Consider the following 16,479-nt stretch of genomic DNA (forward strand, 5'->3'; position numbering starts at 1 on the left):
GCATCCATCCTGATTCCTCCGTACTTATGGCTGCCATAGCGGCCCGCCTGATCACCAAACTGGTGGATGTGCAGGACAAGCACGGCGAGGCCACGGTGGTGCTGACAGGCGGCAGTGTGGGCATCGGCACCCTGAAGGCTGTTGCCGACTCGCCCGCCGCACAGGCGGTGGACTGGTCCAAGGTGAATTTCTGGTGGGGTGACGAGCGGTTTGTTGCAGCCGAGGATCCCGAGAGGAACACCCGGCAGGCATTCGACGCCTTGCTTTCGCACATCCCGGTTGACGCTGCCAGGGTGAACCAGCCCGGATCCTCGGATGACTTCGGAAGCCCGGAAGAGGCCGCGGAGGACTACGCGCGCAGGCTCCAGGATGCAGCCCGGGCCGAACACGCAGCCGATATGTCAGATGACAGGCCCGATGACCCGGGGGTACTTCCCCGCCTGGATGTGGTGCTGCTTGGCGTTGGACCGGACGCCCACGTTGCGTCCCTCTTTCCGGAGCAGGCCGGGATCCGGGAAAAAGACCGGATGGTGGTGGGGGTCCACAACTCCCCCAAGCCGCCGCCGCTCCGCATCTCCCTGACTCTCCCCGCAATCAACACTGCCGCGGAAGTCTGGATGGTGGTGGCCGGCGAAGACAAAGCCGGCGCGGTGGGTCTCGCGCTGGCCGGAGCCAACCCTGTGCAGGTGCCTGCCGCCGGTCCGCGGGGGACGTCCCGCACACTGTGGCTTATCGACGAAAACGCTGCGTCACGGGTTCCCCGGCAGCTCGTCCGGAAGGACGCCGCCGGCGCGTAGCTTCTCAAGCGCTCCGGCCAGTACCGCTTCGGCGTCCTGGTCGGAGCGCCGCTCTTTAACGTATTCCAGGTGGCTCTTGAAGCCTTCCTCCAGGGGTTCGAGCCCGGCAGCTTCCTTGCCGTCCCGGGCCGCCGGAGCCCCGCACCGGCGGCAGTCCCAGACGGCCGGGATCTGCTCGTCCGGCAACCGGAGGAACACAAGCTGGGTCTCGTGCCCTTTGGCGCACCAGAAGGAGACACGAATGCGTGGCACTCTCTGCCCGGCGGCGGCTTCGGACTGATTCTTCGGACCTGCTCCTTCCGTAACACCCACCCGGGTGCCACGGAACGCTGATGCACTGTGTACCATCGGGACTCCTGGCTGCTTCGCACATTGCTGCTTACACGTCATTGTGGTTAAACGACACTGTGGCTGTTGGGAGCCAACAGCCACAGTTTAGTTCGCAGTTCCCGGTCACGGCAGTGCCGGACAGCGACTAAGTTAAAAGGTCAGGAGTCCCCAGCGCCGCTGAACCGCATGATCAGGCCCAGACCGATGATGACGACGCCCCAGGTGACACCCAGGACGACGGTAAACCTGTTCAGGTTCCGTTCGGCTACGCCGGAGGAGCTCAGTCCGGAACTCATGCCGCCGCCGAACATGTCCGACAGCCCGCCGCCCCGTCCTTTGTGGAGCAGGATGAGGAGGGTCAGCAGAAGGCTGGTGATGCCCAGGAGAATCTGCAGGATGACTTGAAGAACGTCCACGACGGCCTTTCAGAAAGTTTGGAAGTGCGGGAGCCGGAGGCCGTGGCGGACTAGTCCGTCAACAGGTGACTCTCGAACCTGACAATATTAGCAAACTCCGCAGGGTCGAGGCTGGCGCCGCCCACCAACACGCCGTCGACGTCCCGCTCATTGAGGATGGCCGCGACATTGTTGGCCTTGACGGAACCGCCGTACAGGAGGCGGATCTTCGCAGCAACGTCGTCGCCGAAAATAGTGGCGAGCTCGGCGCGGATGGCCGCACACATTTCCTGTGCGTCCTCAGGCCCGGCGACTTCGCCGGTGCCGATGGCCCAGACGGGCTCGTAGGCCACCACCAGGGTGGCCGCCTGCTCCGGAGTCAGACCGGCGACGTCCGCCCGCAGCTGTTCCAGGGTGTGCTGGACATGGGTCCCTGCCTGCCGGATCTCCAGGCCCTCGCCCACGCAGAGAATCGGGGTTACTCCGTGTTTGTACGCGGCCTTCACCTTGGCGTTCAGGACGTCGTCGGACTCGTTGTGGATGGTCCGGCGTTCACTGTGTCCCACCAGCACGTACCGGCAACCGAGCTTGTTCAGGAACTGGCCGGAAATGTCCCCGGTGTAAGCACCTGAATCAAACTGCGAAAGGTCCTGTCCACCGTAGGCGACCTCCAGTTCATCGCCCTGGACCAGGGTCTGGACACCACGCAGATCGGTGAACGGAGGAAAGACCGCAACCTCGACCCGGCTGTAGTCGTGCTTGGCGTCGGACAGGGTCCAGGCAAGCTTCTGCAGAAGCGTGATGCCCTGGACGTGGTCCATGTTCATCTTCCAGTTGCCTGCAATGAGAGGCGTGCGGTCAAAAGCGCCGTTCGTTGACGTAGTCACGTGTTCTCCATATGTTTCGTAATAAGTGTGCGGCCGGAAGGGTGCCCGTTGGCACCCTTCCGGCCGGAGGACTTGGCAGTCCGGGTCATTCGAAGGACGATTGCCGGCAGTCCGGTTCCTTAGCGGTCCAGAACGCTCAGACCGGGAAGTTCCTTGCCTTCGAGATATTCCAGGCTGGCGCCGCCGCCAGTGGAAATGTGGCCGAACTGGTCATCGGCGAAGCCAAGGGTCCGCACTGCAGCAGCTGAATCGCCGCCGCCGACAACTGTCAGGGCATCCGCTTCAGTCAATGCCTGGGCGATGGCACGGGTGCCGCCGGAAAATGCTTCAAACTCGAAGACGCCCATCGGTCCGTTCCAGAACACGGTTTTTGCGCTCTTGATCCGCTCCGCAAAAGCAGCGGCCGAGTCCGGTCCGATGTCGAGTCCGATTCCCTGCTCACCAAAGCTGCTGCCCTCGATGCCGTCCGCGGGGACGGTCTCGTGGTCCGCGTCAGCGGCGAACTTGCCTGCCACCACAACGTCGGTGGGCACGATGAACTCCGTGCCGGCGTCGGCTGCCCGCTTCAGGTAGTCCTGGACAACGGGGATCTGGTCCTCCTCCAGGAGGCTGCCGGCCACTTTGTGGCCTTCCGCGGCGAGGAACGTGAAGAGCATTCCGCCGCCCACCAGGATGGCGTCAGCCTTCCCGATCAGGTTGTCAATGACTGCGAGCTTGTCCGAGACCTTGGAGCCGCCCAGCACCACCACGTAGGGCCGCTGGGTGTCGGCGGTGAGCTTGCGCAGCACTTCGACCTCGGTGTGGACCAGATCGCCCTGGTACGACGGCAGCCGGGTGGCGACGTCGTAGACGCTTGCGTGCTTCCGGTGCACAGCACCGAAGGCGTCATCCACGTAGGCGCCGTTCTCTCCGGTCAACGCCACCAGCTCGTCCGCGAAGGCGCCGCGTTCGGCGTCGTCCTTGGAGGTTTCGCGGGCGTCAAACCGGACGTTCTCCAGGACAAGCACTTCGCCGTCCTGCAGGGCCGCGGAGTGCTCCTTGGCGGACGGGCCCACGGTGTCCCCGGCGAGGGAAACCTTAAACCCTGCAAGTTCTGCGAGCCGCGTCACTGCGGGCTTGAGCGAATACTTCTCTTCCGGGGCGCCCTTGGGGCGTCCGAGGTGGGCTGTTACCAGCACGCGGGCACCGGCGTCCGTGAGCTTTCCCAGTACTGGCAATGAGGCCTTGATGCGGCCGTCGTCAGTCACTGTAGAGCCGTCGAGCGGCACATTCAGGTCACTTCGAACCAGAATGTACCGCCCGCGGACACCTTCAGCGATCAGTTCGTTGAGGGTGTGAAATGTCATGTGACTAACCCTAGCCCAGCTTGGCTGCGACGAGCTCCGTGAGGTCAACGAGGCGGTTGGAGTAGCCCCATTCGTTGTCATACCAGGAAACAACCTTGACCTGGTTGCCGATCACCTTGGTCAGGCCGGAGTCGAAGATCGAGGACGCGGGGTCGCCCACGATGTCGGAGGAGACGATCGGCTCATCCGTGTAGGTCAGGAAGCCCTGCAGAGAATCGGACTCTGCGGCCTTCTTCAGTGCTGCGTTGACTTCCTCAACCGTGGTCTCGCGGGAAACGGTGACCGTCAGGTCGGTGGCGGAGCCTGTGGGGACCGGGACGCGGATGGCGTAGCCGTCCAGCTTGCCCTTGAGCTCCGGCAGGACCAGGCCGATCGCCTTGGCCGCACCCGTGGAGGTGGGGACCATGTTGATGGCAGCGGCGCGGGCGCGACGGAGGTCGTTGTGAGGGCCGTCCTGGAGGTTCTGATCGGCGGTGTACGCGTGGATGGTGGTCATCAGGCCACGCTCGATGCCGAACTCGTCGTTGATGACCTTGGCCAGCGGGCCGAGGCAGTTGGTGGTGCACGAAGCGTTGGAGATGATGTGGTGCGTCGCGTTGTCGTAGAGCTCGTGGTTCACACCCATCACGATGGTGATGTCCTCATCTGATGCGGGCGCGGAGATCAGGACCTTCTTGGCGCCTGCCTCAATGTGCTTCTTCGCAGCCGCGGCCTTGGTGAAGAAACCGGTGGATTCGATGACGATGTCAACGCCCAGTTCCCCCCACGGCAGGTTGGCGGGGTCGCGCTCGGCCAGGACCTTGACGACGTTGCCGTTGACGACGATGTTGCCGTCCTTGACCTCAATGGTTTCCTTCAGGCGGCCGCCGACGGAGTCGTACTTGAAGAGGTGGGCCAGTGCCTCTGGGCTGGTGAGATCGTTGACGGCAACGATCTCGAGGTCAGCGCCCTGGGCGAGTGCTGCGCGGAAGTAGTTGCGGCCGATACGGCCAAAGCCGTTGATACCAATACGGGTCGTCACTTTTTCAGTCTCCTTGGTGCTTGTTAAGCACAACTAGTTGAGCGGGCGTTCAAGCCAACTAACAGATCCCGCACGCCGTTGGGCAGAGATGATTTACAGATCGGAGGGCGACCAGCCACATTGCTGAAGGCTGACCGCCTTCCGTGACCTATCTTACGTTTAACAGGGTCTGCCCCCGCAAGTGCGGGGGCAGACGGTCCACATTCCGGCCCAAATGCTTCCGGATTGTGAACTTTGTTACAGCAGTATGTACTGCAGGTCACCTACGGGAGGGTGATGAGGCCCGTGGCGTTGGTGCGCGCAGCGTCGAAGCGCTTGGCGACGTCGGCCCAGTTGACGATGTTCCAGAAGGCCTTCACGTAGTCAGCCTTGACGTTGACGTAGTCCAGGTAGAAGGCGTGCTCCCACATGTCCAGCATCAGCAGCGGGGTGGTGCCGAGTGCGACGTTGCCCTGCTGGTCGTAGAGCTGTTCGATGACCAGGTTGCCACCGATCGGCTCGTAGGCGAGGAAGCCCCAGCCGGACCCCTGCAGGCCGAGTGCGGCCGCGGAGAACTGGGCACGGAAGGCATCGAAGGACCCGAAGGCGTCGTCGATGGCCGCGGCCAGCTCGCCCTCGGGCTTGTCGCCGCCGTCCGGGGACAGGTTCTTCCAGAACACTGAGTGGTTGACATGGCCGCCGGTGTGGAACGCGAGGTCCTTGGACAGGCGGTTGATGTTGGCGAAATCGCCCTTGTCGCGGGCGTCGGCAAGCTGGGCCAGTGCATTGTTGGCGCCAGCGACGTAGGCCGCATGGTGCTTGCTGTGGTGCAGCTCCATGATGCGCGCCGAAATGTGCGGCTCAAGCGCTGCGTAGTCGTAGTCGAGCTCTGGCAGTACGTACTCGGTCACAAAATCCTCCAATGTCGTGGACGGTCTGTCCGGGTTGTAACTCTCGGATTATGCATCCGGATGACGGGCATCCGGAAGATCAGGGGTGAACGCTCTGATTCTAGGGCGCGGTTACTCGTCCAGCATTTCAGGCGTCACATTGGCATCGGTACCGGGGATGCCCAGGTCAATGGCACGTTTGTCCGCCATGGCCAGCAGCCGCCGGATGCGGCCGGCGATGGCGTCCTTGGTCATGACCGGATCGGCGAGGCGGCCCAGTTCGTCCAGGCTGGCCTGTTTGTGGGCGACCCGGAGCTCACCGGCGTACTTGAGGTGGTCCGGGACGTCGTCGCCCAGGATCTCAAGGGCCCGGTCAACGCGGGCGCCGGCCGCCACGGCCGCCTGGGCAGAGCGCCGCAGGTTGGCGTCGTCAAAATTGGCCAGGCGGTTGGCTGTTGCCCTGACCTCCTTGCGCATCCGGCGTTCCTCCCAGACCATCAGCGCATCGTGGGCGCCCATCCGGGTGAGCAGGGCGGCAATGGTGTCGCCATCGCGGATGACCACACGGTCCACTCCCCTGACTTCGCGGGCCTTGGCCTGGATGCCGAGCCGGCGGGCCGCACCAACCAGGGCCAGCGCGGACTCGGGGCCGGGGCAGGTGACCTCCATGGAAGAAGAACGGCCGGGCTCGGTCAGCGAGCCGTGGGCGAGGAAGGCTCCCCGCCAGACCGCCTCGGCGTCAGCAGCTGAACCGTTCACAACAGCCGACGGAAGCCCGCGGACAGGCCGTCCGCGTCCGTCCAGGAGCCCGGTCTGGCGTGCCAGGGACTCGCCGTCGCGCACCACGCGGACCACGTAGCGGCTGCCGCGGCGCAGTCCCCCGCCGGAGACGACGATGATTTCGCTCTGGTGGCCGTAGACCTCCGCGATGGCCGCCCTCAGGCGGCGCGCCGTTGACGCGAGGTCAACCTCTGCCTCGATCACGATCCGGCCCGAGATGATGTGCAGGCCGCCGGCGAACCGGAGCATCGCGGAAACCTCAGCCTTGCGGACTGATGATTTCTTAATGTCCAGACGGGACAGTTCTTCCTTGACTGATGATGTCAGTGCCATGGCACCTTCCTAACTGTTCCCAAAAATGTCGTGGTACGCCGCTGCGAGTCGCAGGGGATCATGGACTGGCCGGCGGTCCGACGCCCCCACTTTACCCAAGACAACCTCGGCTCCGATCATCCCCGCGGCTTTCTCAAACTCCTGCCGGTCCGGCACCGACGCAGGGTCTGCCAGGACGACGTCGACGCTGAACTCCGGTGCGTACCGGCGAAGCGCGTGGAGGTGATCGGCGGCGGACATGCCGGTGGTCTCCTTCGTGTCCGTCGCCAGGTTCATGGTGAGGCATCTTTTCGCGGCCGTGTTGCACAGGGCGGTCCGCATTTCCGGGAGCAACAGGTGCGGCAGCACCGAGGTGTACCAGGAGCCGGGTCCCAGGATGACCCAGTCGGCCAGTTCGATGGCCGTCAGCGCCTCGACGCAGGCGGGGGCCTCTTCAGGCAGGAGCCGGACCTGCTCAAGGTGCCCGGCCACAGCGCAGCGCGCCTGTCCCCGGACCGTGTGCAGTGCCGAGGCGCCGTCCGGCGCCGTGATCCGCACATCACCTTCAATGGTGAGCGGGACGGTGGACATGGGAAGGACCTGCCCCCGGGCGCCCAACAGCGCGCCGGCCCAGGTGAGACCCGCTACCGTGTCCCCCAGCAGTTCCCACAGGGTGACGATGAGCAGGTTGCCCATGGCGTGTTCATCCAGGGATCCGCCACGGTCCTTGGCCGGTTTAAACCGGTGCTGCATGACGTCACGCCAGGTGCGGCCCCAATCGGTGTCATCGCACAGCGCGGACAACGCCATGCGCAGGTCCCCGGGCGGCAGGACGCCGTACTCCTCGCGCAGACGCCCGGATGACCCGCCGTCGTCCGCCACCGTAACGATGGCGGTGAGCTCGGACGTGAGCAGGCGAAGTGCCGACAGCGAAGCTGACAGGCCGTGCCCGCCGCCCAACGCCACGACGTTCGGTCCCTTCTCCTGGCCAGCTGCCGTTCCGCCTGAAACCGGTACTAACGGCAGCGGCCCCGTAAGCATCGCCATTATTCGCGGCCCAGGTCCCGGTGGGTGGTGGTGACGGTCACGCGGGGATACTGTGCCAGCTTTTTGGAAAGCTCGACGGCGACCGCCACCGAACGGTGCTTGCCGCCGGTGCAGCCCACGGCGATGGTGGCGTAGTGCTTGTTTTCGCGCCGGTACCCTTCCAGGACCGGCTCGAGCGCAAGCACGTAGCGGTCCACGAAATTCTTCACGCCTTCGGCCTCAAGGACGTAATCGCTGACGTCCTTGTCGAGACCGGTGTGGGGCCGCAACTGCGGAACCCAGTGCGGGTTGGGGATGAACCGGACATCGGCAACGTAGTTGGAGTCCACAGGCAACCCGTATTTGAAGCCGAAGCTCATGACGTTGAGCCGGAGGGCCACCGGACCGGAATCGGTGAAGAGTTCGGTGATGGCGGTAGCCAGGCCGTGGACGTTGTACGTGGACGTATCAATCACGACGTCGGAGCTGTCGCGCAGTTCCTTCAGCACCTCACGCTCGGCAGCGATTCCGTCGAGGATCCTGCCGCCCTCCTGGAGGGGGTGGGGCCGACGGCCCTGCTCGAAGCGGCGGACCAGGACGTCGTCGTTGGCGTCAAGGAACAGTACCCGGAAGGTGACGCCGCTGGCCTCCAGCGCCCCGAGGGCGGCACGGATATCGGCAAACAGCCCTTTGCTGCGCACGTCCATCACGACGGCAAGCCGCGGGATGGACTGCGGGGCATGGGACACGAGCTCAGCGAGGGTCGCGAGCATCTGCGGCGGGAGGTTTTCCACGACGTACCAGCCGTGGTCCTCCAGAGCGTCCGCGGCGGTGCTCCGTCCGGCCCCCGACATTCCGGTGACCACCAGCAGTTCCGCTTCGACGGGCTTAATGGGGGTCATCCCATCCTGCCCCGTCCCGGATTCCGCCGTAGAGTCTGCCATTCGTTCCGCCCCGTTTCATCTGTGGTGAAGCAGGAAGCCGCGTCGGCTGAAACCTGCGCTCTTTACCCTACCTAGGTTTCAATGATTTCGCCGGTCGTCATATTTACCGCAGGGACGGTGTCGCCGGCCAATTCCACCGAACTGAAATGGGCCACGATGGCGGCAGCAAGCGAGGGTCCGATGCCCTTGGCGGCTGTGAGCTCCTCCAGGGTGGCCGTCCTGACACCTTTAACCGAGCCAAAATGGGACAGAAGCGCCTTCCGTTTGGACTCCCCCAGCCCCGGCACGCCGTCCAATGCGGAAACTGTCATGGCTTTCCCGCGTTTTTGCCGGTGGAAGGAGATGGCAAACCGGTGTGCTTCGTCGCGGATCCGTTGCAACAGGTAAAGCCCCTGGGACGTCCGGGGCAGGATCACCGGGAAGTCACTGTCCGGGAGCCACACTTCCTCCAGCCGCTTGGCCAGGCCCACCACGTACACATCCTCGATTCCCAGATCGGACAGAGCGCGGGCGGCGGCGTTTACCTGGGGTTTGCCGCCGTCCACCACCACCAGGTTGGGCGGATAAGCGAACTTCGCGCGCGGGGCGGGGGTGGTGGAGTCCAGGACCGCGGCATCGGCCGCTGCCGTAAGGGCGGCCTGGTGCCCGGGCAACCCGGAAGCTTCCACCTGGGCCGTCTTGTCCTGCAGGTAATTCCGGAAGCGCCGCGTCAGGACATCGTGCATGGCGGCTGTATCGTCTGCGGCGGCAGCGCCGGTCACCGAGAACTTGCGGTAATCCGATTTCTTCGGCAGGCCGTCTTCCACCACCACCATGGATGCCACCACGTTGGTGCCCTGGACGTGGGAGACGTCATAGCACTCGATCCGGAGCAGGGCGACAGGAAGATCCAATGCTTCCTGGAGTTCCTGCAGCGCCTGTGACCGGACCGTCAGGTCTCCCGCCCGGCGGGTTTTGTGCAGTTTCAGCGCGTGCTCAGCGTTCTCCCGGACGGTGGACAGCAGGGCGGCTTTGTCGCCGCGCTGCGGAACCCGGATGTCCACTTTGGCACCCCGGATGCCGCCAAGCCACAGCGTTAGTTCCTCTGCGTTGCTCGGCTCCACGGGCACCAGGACTTCACGCGGCAGCCTGCCATGGCTTTCACCGTCCTCGCCGTAGACCTGCTGCAGCAGATGTTCCACGAGGTCCGGGGTGGTGGCGTCCTCCACCTTTTCAACCACCCAGCCGCGCTGGCCGCGGATCCGTCCGCCGCGGACGTGGAACACCTGGACCGCGGCCTCAAGCTCGTCCTCGTGCAGGGCGAAGACGTCAGCGTCGGTATCCTCGGCAAGCACCACGGCGTTGCGTTCGAAGACCTTCCGGAGCGCGGAGATGTCGTCCCGGAGCCGTGCCGCGCGCTCGTAGTCCAGCTCTGCCACCGCTTCGGCCATCTGCTTTTCAAGCTTTGAGATAAAGCGCTTGGAATCGCCGCCCATGAACGCACAGAAGTCCTCGGCGAGGACCCTGTGTTCCTCGGGCGTGACCCGGCCCACGCAGGGTGCGGCGCATTTGTCGATGTAGCCCAGTAGGCACGGCCGGCCGCTCGCCTGCGCCCGTTTGAGGACTCCGGCGCTGCAGCTGCGGACGGGGAAGACGCGCAGGAGCGTGTCCATGGTTTCCCGGATGGCACCGGCGGTGTAGGGGCCGAAGTAGCGGGTGCCTTTGCGCCGGTCCCCCCGCATAACCTGCACCCGGGGAAGTTTCTCGCTCATTGTCAGGGCCAGGTACGGATAGGTCTTGTCATCCCGGAAGACCACGTTGAAACGTGGTTTGAATTCCTTGATCCAGGTGTATTCGAGCTGGAGGGACTCCAGTTCGCTGCCCACCACCGTCCACTCCACACTGCTCGCCGCGTGGACCATGGCGTACGTTTTAGGGAGCAGGCCCAGCGGGTTGGCGAAGTAGGAGTTCAGGCGGGACCGGAGGCTTTTGGCCTTGCCGACGTAAATGACCCGGCCATGTGGATCGCGGAACCGGTAAACCCCGGGGTTGGTGGGAATTTCACCCGTTTGGGGCCTGTAAGTTGCTGGATCTGGCACGACTCCAGTCTACTGAGGCAAGCGCGGGCTCCTTGCCACGTGGGCTAATCCGTGATCTTGCTCTGGTTATAGGTGGTGGCGCGTTCCTGGCCGCTGAGTTCTGCGATGGCGTCCATGATGGAGTCCGTCACCTGCCGCCGCGCAGGCAGCGAATGGTCCGGGCCGGTCTTGTCGAAGTACAGCGGCTCCCCCACTTTCATGGTGAAGTGATGGGGCCTGAACCCCTTCTCGCCCGCCGGCTGCAGATTCTCCGTACCGATGAGGCCCACCGGGATCACCGGCGCGCCTGTGGTCAAAGCGAGCCAGCCCACCCCGGTCCGGCCGCGGTACAGGATGCCGTCGCGTGAGCGCGTACCTTCGGGGTAGATGCCGATGCCCTTGCCTGACTCCAGGATGTCCAGGAGGGTTTTGAGGGCCTGGACACTGGCTGCCTGCTCGCCGCGCTCCACCGGGATGGAACCCACGGACTCAAAGAAGGACTTCATGACCTTGCCTTTGACGCCCCCGGTGGTGAAGTACTCGGCTTTGGCGAAGAAAGCTACCGGCCGCGGCATCAGGGCCTGCACGATGACACTGTCGAAGAAGGAGAGGTGGTTCGGCGCCACGATGAACGGGCCGTCCTTGGGGACATTTTCCAGGCCGATAACGGTGGGACGGCAGGAGCCGGCAATCAGTCCCCGGGTGCTCCAGCGGACAGCTTCAAACAGCGCCATCGTTGCGCACCTCACTCATGGCGGACGTGTGGATGGCCTCGAGCCGCTCGATGGCAGCCACCAGCCCGGCCGTGGTGTCAACCACGGTGACGGCCCCGGCGTCGTCGAGCTCGCCGTCGGGCGCGAATCCCCAGGCCACACCGATGCAGTCCAGACCGTTGGCGATGGCTCCCGCCACATCCTGGGCGCGATCCCCCACCATGACGGCATGCCGGGTGGAAAGGTCTGCCAGAGCTTCGGCGATGATGCTTGCCTTCCCCACGGGACCTTCGGTGGAAGACTCGTTGTCTGCCGAACCCCGGATGGACTGGAACAGGGCGTCGATACCGTGGTGCCGCAGCACGATCTGGGCAAGTCCCTCAGGCTTCTGCGTGGCCACAGCGACAGGCCGTCCGGCCGCCACGAAACCCTCAAGCACATCCTTGATCCCCGGGTACAGCCGGCTTTGGCCGATTCCGGTGGCGAGGTAGTACTGGCGGTAACGCCGGATGACGGCGTCGAGCTTAGCCGCAGGGACCATCGCCACGCTCAGGAGTGAGTCGCTCAGCTTGGGGCCGATCATCGCGTCGAGCAGGTCCTGCGAGGGAACCGGGAGCCCCTCTGCGGCGAGGGCGGCCGCGATACCGTCGGTTATTCCGCCTGCCGGGTCGACAAGAGTGCCGTCCAGGTCAAAGATCACGGGCACTGTTGTTTGAGTCACCGGCTTAGTTTCTCACGACACCGCGCATGCCTGAAACACGCATGCCCGCCACGGCATATTTCGGGCAGGTCACCCGCCTGCCGTGACGGAAACCAGCGTGACGGCGGACGGGCTAACCCAGAATCTCTGCGAGGAAGGCCGCTGTGTGGCTCTGCGTTGACTTCGCCACCTGCTCCGGGGTTCCTGTTGCCACGATCTGGCCGCCGCCGGAGCCGCCGTCAGGACCGAGATCCACGATCCAGTCAGCGCTCTTGATGACGTCCAGGTTGTGCTCGATGGTGATCACCGTGTTGCCTTTGTCCACCAGACCCTGAAGCACCATAAGAAGTTTGCGGATGTCCTCGAAATGCAGGCCCGTGGTGGGCTCGTCCAGTACGTAGACGCTGCGGCCGTTCGAACGTTTCTGCAGCTCTGCTGCGAGCTTGACGCGCTGCGCCTCTCCGCCGGACAACGTGGTGGCGGGCTGCCCGAGGCGGACGTAGCCGAGGCCCACGTCCACCAGGGTGTTGAGGTGCCGGGCGATCGGCGAGAAAGCCGCGAAAAATTCCGCACCCTCCTCGATCGGCATGTTCAGGACGTCGGCGATGGTCTTGCCCTTGTAGTGCACCTCGAGGGTCTCGCGGTTGTACCGGGCGCCGTGGCAGACCTCGCAGGGAACGTAGACATCGGGCAGGAAGTTCATTTCGATCTTCAGCGTGCCGTCGCCTGAGCAGGACTCGCAGCGCCCGCCCTTGACGTTGAAGGAGAACCGGCCCGGCAGGTAGCCGCGGACTTTCGCCTCGGTGGTCTCGGCGAAGAGTTTCCGGATGTTGTCGAAGACCCCTGTGTAGGTGGCGGGGTTGGAGCGGGGGGTGCGCCCGATGGGGCTCTGGTCCACATGGACCACTTTGTCGAGCTGGTCCAGGCCAAGGATGCTCTTGTGCCGGCCGGCAACCTGCTTGGCGCCGTTGAGCTTGTTGGCCAGCACCTTGTAGAGGATTTCGTTGACCAGCGTGGACTTGCCGGAGCCGCTGACGCCGGTCACTGCGGTGAACAGACCCAGCGGGAAGGCAGCGTCAACGTTCACGAGGTTGTTTTCGCGGGCGCCCACAACCTTCAGCTCGCGCTTCTTGTCGTATTTGCGCCGCTTCTTGGGGACTTCGATCTTCTTGCGGCCGGACAGGTAATCGCCGGTCAGGGATTCCGTGTTCGCCAGGAGCTCCTTGTAGGACCCTGAGTGCACCACCTGTCCGCCGTGCTCGCCTGCGCCGGGTCCGATGTCGACGATCCAGTCGGCCACCTGGATGGTGTCCTCATCGTGCTCGACGACGATGAGGGTGTTCCCCATGTCCCGGAGCCGGGTCAGGGTGTCGATGAGCCGGCGGTTGTCGCGCTGGTGGAGGCCGATGGACGGTTCGTCGAGGACGTAGAGGACGCCCACCAGACCGGAACCGATCTGCGTGGCCAGCCGGATGCGCTGGGCCTCGCCGCCGGACAAAGTGGCCGAGGGGCGTTCGAGGTTCAGGTATTCGAGGCCGACATCGAGCAGGAAGGTCAGCCGGGCCTGGATTTCCTTAAGGACCTGATGGGCGATCTGGGCCTCGCGGCCGGTCAGCACCAGGTTGTTCAGGAAATCAGCGCAGACGCGCATGGGCATCGCCGCGACGTCGGCAATCGACTTGCCGTTGATCAGGACCGACAGCGAGGCAGGGTTCAGACGTGCGCCGTTGCAGGCAGGGCAGGGAATCTGCCGCATGTACTCTTCGTACCGGTCCCGCGCCCATTCGGAGTCCGTTTCACCGTGCTTGCGGTGGACGTACTGGATGGCACCTTCGAAACCGGTGCTGTACTTCCGCTCCCGGCCGAACCGGTTCTTGTACTGGACCACAACTTTGTGGTCCTTGCCGTGCAGGACCGTCTGGCGGACATCGTTGCCCAGTTTCTCCCAGGGAGTGGTCATGGAAAAGCCGAGTTCCTTAGCAAGCCCTTCGAGGAGGCGGTTCCAGTACTCGGTGGTTGCCGTGCCCAGCGACCACGGCGCGATGGCACCCTCGGACAGTGACAGCTCAGGATTGGGGATGATCAGTTCCTCATCAACCTCAAGGCGTGTTCCGATGCCGCTGCAGGCGGAACAGGCGCCGAAGGGGTTGTTGAAGGAGAAGGAGCGGGGCTCGATCTCATCGATCGCCAGCGGATGCTCATTGGGGCAGGCGAGGTTCTCGGAAAATGCCCGGAGGCGCTCCGGCGCATCGGCGTCGAGGTCCACGAACTCGGCCAGCACGCGGCCCTCCGCGAGGCCCAGGGCGGTCTCGACCGAATCGGTCAGCCGCTGGCTGATGCCCTCCTTGACCACCAGGCGGTCAACCACCACTTCGATGGAGTGCTTGAACTGTTTGCCCAGCTTGGGCGGGTCGCTGAGCTGGATCAGCTCGCCGTCCACGCGGGCGCGGGAGTATCCCTTGGCGGTGAGCTCTTTGAAGAGGTCAACGAATTCGCCCTTCCTCCCTCTGACCACGGGTGCCAGGACCTGGAACCGGGTGCCGTCCTCAAGTTCCAGCAGCTGGTCGACGATCTGCTGCGGAGTCTGGCGGGCCACAACTTCGCCGCAGACCGGGCAGTGCGGCCGTCCCACGCGCGCCCAGAGCAGGCGCATGTAGTCGTAGATCTCCGTGATGGTGCCCACGGTAGAGCGGGGGTTCTTGCTCGTGGACTTTTGGTCGATGGAGACGGCCGGTGAGAGGCCTTCGATGAAATCAACGTCCGGCTTGTCGACCTGGCCGAGGAACTGGCGGGCATAGGCGGACAGCGACTCCACATACCGGCGCTGGCCTTCGGCGAAGATGGTGTCGAACGCGAGGGAGGACTTCCCTGATCCGGACAGGCCCGTGAAAACGATCATGGCGTCGCGGGGCAGGTCCAGGTCCACGTTGCGGAGGTTATGTTCCCTTGCCCCCTTGACCACGAGGCGGGAAAGGTCAGGACGGGCAGGCGTGGCGGGGGCCTGGGCAACGGTGACGGGGACGGATTCGACTGCTGTTTCTTCAGCTACGGCTTTAGGCACCCACTAATGCTAATCGAAAACTTCTTCGAATATCCATGCGGGCGCCGCGCTGGGCGCCTCAGTCGGCGTCGTAAGCGGCCGCGAGCAGCTTGACTGCTTCGGCAAAGCCCGCACCCTGAGCCTTCGCCACTGACGCATAGGCATTGGCGGCAAGGGACAATGCGTCCAGCCGCTCGTCGCGTGCGCAAACGACGGTGCCGTTCCTGCCTTTGGTTTCCACCACCCCGGCCGCTTCAAGCTCTTTGTAGGCCCTGGCGACGGTGTGCGGCGCGACCTCAAGGAGGCCCGCCAGCGTCCGGACAGCGGGCAGCCTGGTCCCGGGCGGCAGGTCACCGTTGTCCGCGAGCCGGATGACATGCAGGCGCAGCTGCTCGTAGAGGGCTACCGTGCTGGCCTGGTTGGGCTTCCAGTTCCCAGGGAAGAAAGCTCCCGCGGTCATCGTTGGCCCTTCCGGGCCACGGCGAAGATCCGCCGGAACGGAAAGACCGTCCCATGGTCCGTTGACGGATAGGCTGCCCGTAAAAGGGCGGCATATTCCGTCTCGAAAGCCCGGCCATCGCCGGCGCTGAGGGCGGCCAGGACAGGCCGCAGTGCTGTGCCGCGGACCCACTCCAGGACTGGATCGGGGCCGGAAAGGAGCTGGAGGTACGTCGTCTCCCAGGCGTCCGCGGTGCAGCCCGCGTCCAGCATGATGCGCAGATAGTCAGCAGGCTCCCCCACCGATTCGCCGCCGCGGAGTACTCCGTCCAGCTTGGCGGACCAGGTTGCCGAGCCTGCCAGGGCCCGCATCAGCGCATGGGACGGGGCGTTGAAGTTCCCCGGGACCTGCATGGCGAACCAGGCGCCGGGCTTAAGCGCCCCGAGCCAGCGCGCCATCAGCTCCTGATGGCCAGGCAACCACTGCAGAGCAGCGTTGGTGACAATTACATCGGTATCGGCGGCGGGCATCCAGTCAGCAATATCTGCCAGCTGGAAGTTCAGTCCCCGGTTTGCCTCCGCATGGACACCGGCCTTTGCCAGCATCGCGGCGGACGAATCGATGCCGGTGACGCGGGCTTCCGGCCAACGGCCGGCAAGGGTTGCGGTGAGGTTTCCGGGTCCACAACCCAGATCAACGACATTCAGCGGGCGGTCCGCCCGGATCCTCGCCGTGAGGTCAAAGAAAGGCCTGTCACGGTAGTCGCCGAACTGAACGTACTTCACGGGGTCCCACATCATGGTTTTGCCATGGTCGGTTGAGT

The 16,479-nt window shown here is 64.5% G+C and carries 16 protein-coding genes; 1 reads left to right on the top strand and 15 read right to left on the bottom strand.

Annotation, left to right across the window (positions count from 1 at the left end; translation table 11 throughout):
* The first annotated feature begins 26 nt into the window (after positions 1-26).
* Positions 27-797, top strand: a complete 771-nt coding sequence (gene pgl / locus AC1MCA_RS20635; RefSeq protein ID WP_375134997.1) for a 6-phosphogluconolactonase — start codon at positions 27-29, stop codon at positions 795-797.
* On the opposite strand, the gene AC1MCA_RS20640 is transcribed toward pgl, so the two are convergent.
* The 15 genes from AC1MCA_RS20640 to AC1MCA_RS20710 form a co-directional block, all read right to left on the bottom strand.
* Complete coding sequence (locus AC1MCA_RS20640) at positions 750-1,145, bottom strand: RNA polymerase-binding protein RbpA (protein WP_108600439.1); 396 nt, start codon at positions 1,143-1,145, stop codon at positions 750-752. The two genes, pgl and AC1MCA_RS20640, sit on opposite strands and share 48 nt — an antisense overlap.
* Positions 1,146-1,285: 140 nt before the next feature.
* Positions 1,286-1,543 (bottom strand): preprotein translocase subunit SecG, encoded by a 258-nt coding sequence (secG, locus tag AC1MCA_RS20645; protein WP_108600440.1) that lies wholly within the window; start codon positions 1,541-1,543, stop codon positions 1,286-1,288.
* A 50-nt stretch (positions 1,544-1,593) separates the two neighbouring features.
* Entirely contained in the window at positions 1,594-2,409 is an 816-nt protein-coding gene (gene tpiA, locus AC1MCA_RS20650; protein WP_479800196.1) for a triose-phosphate isomerase, read from the bottom strand.
* A 119-nt stretch (positions 2,410-2,528) separates the two neighbouring features.
* Positions 2,529-3,755, bottom strand: coding sequence for a phosphoglycerate kinase (locus tag AC1MCA_RS20655; RefSeq protein ID WP_479800197.1), 1,227 nt, complete (start codon positions 3,753-3,755; stop codon positions 2,529-2,531).
* Positions 3,756-3,765: 10 nt separating this feature from the next.
* Positions 3,766-4,776, bottom strand: coding sequence for a type I glyceraldehyde-3-phosphate dehydrogenase (gap, locus tag AC1MCA_RS20660; RefSeq protein ID WP_479800198.1), 1,011 nt, complete (start codon positions 4,774-4,776; stop codon positions 3,766-3,768).
* A gap of 263 nt (positions 4,777-5,039) precedes the next feature.
* Positions 5,040-5,666: a superoxide dismutase gene (locus AC1MCA_RS20665; protein WP_108597831.1), complete on the bottom strand. Its 627-nt coding sequence runs from the start codon at positions 5,664-5,666 to the stop codon at positions 5,040-5,042.
* Between the two features lie 111 nt (positions 5,667-5,777).
* Positions 5,778-6,758 carry a DNA-binding protein WhiA gene (whiA, locus tag AC1MCA_RS20670; protein WP_108597830.1) on the bottom strand — a complete coding sequence of 327 codons (981 nt, stop codon included), beginning with the start codon at positions 6,756-6,758 and terminating at the stop codon, positions 5,778-5,780.
* A gap of 9 nt (positions 6,759-6,767) precedes the next feature.
* Positions 6,768-7,784 carry a gluconeogenesis factor YvcK family protein gene (locus AC1MCA_RS20675; protein ID WP_479800199.1) on the bottom strand — a complete coding sequence of 339 codons (1,017 nt, stop codon included), beginning with the start codon at positions 7,782-7,784 and terminating at the stop codon, positions 6,768-6,770.
* Positions 7,784-8,707 (bottom strand): RNase adapter RapZ, encoded by a 924-nt coding sequence (gene rapZ, locus AC1MCA_RS20680; RefSeq protein ID WP_479800200.1) that lies wholly within the window; start codon positions 8,705-8,707, stop codon positions 7,784-7,786. The genes AC1MCA_RS20675 and rapZ overlap by 1 nt, the downstream gene beginning before the upstream one ends.
* A gap of 71 nt (positions 8,708-8,778) precedes the next feature.
* A complete protein-coding gene (uvrC, locus tag AC1MCA_RS20685; RefSeq protein ID WP_479800201.1) occupies positions 8,779-10,785 on the bottom strand; it encodes an excinuclease ABC subunit UvrC in 2,007 nt (668 codons plus the stop codon).
* Between the two features lie 44 nt (positions 10,786-10,829).
* The gene (locus tag AC1MCA_RS20690) at positions 10,830-11,498 is read right to left on the bottom strand and encodes a lysophospholipid acyltransferase family protein (RefSeq protein ID WP_479800202.1); all 669 of its coding nucleotides are present in this window, start codon (positions 11,496-11,498) and stop codon (positions 10,830-10,832) included.
* The gene (locus AC1MCA_RS20695) at positions 11,485-12,198 is read right to left on the bottom strand and encodes an HAD hydrolase-like protein (RefSeq protein ID WP_479800203.1); all 714 of its coding nucleotides are present in this window, start codon (positions 12,196-12,198) and stop codon (positions 11,485-11,487) included. The genes AC1MCA_RS20690 and AC1MCA_RS20695 overlap by 14 nt, the downstream gene beginning before the upstream one ends.
* A 112-nt stretch (positions 12,199-12,310) precedes the next feature.
* The gene (uvrA, locus tag AC1MCA_RS20700; RefSeq protein WP_108597825.1) at positions 12,311-15,238 is read right to left on the bottom strand and encodes an excinuclease ABC subunit UvrA; all 2,928 of its coding nucleotides are present in this window, start codon (positions 15,236-15,238) and stop codon (positions 12,311-12,313) included.
* A gap of 58 nt (positions 15,239-15,296) precedes the next feature.
* Positions 15,297-15,677, bottom strand: coding sequence for a GntR family transcriptional regulator (locus AC1MCA_RS20705; RefSeq protein ID WP_479800204.1), 381 nt, complete (start codon positions 15,675-15,677; stop codon positions 15,297-15,299).
* Entirely contained in the window at positions 15,674-16,456 is a 783-nt protein-coding gene (locus AC1MCA_RS20710) for a trans-aconitate 2-methyltransferase (RefSeq protein ID WP_479803488.1), read from the bottom strand. The genes AC1MCA_RS20705 and AC1MCA_RS20710 overlap by 4 nt, the downstream gene beginning before the upstream one ends.
* Between the last annotated feature and the right edge of the window lie 23 nt (positions 16,457-16,479).

This window comes from Arthrobacter sp. BK1, from assembly GCF_056680055.1.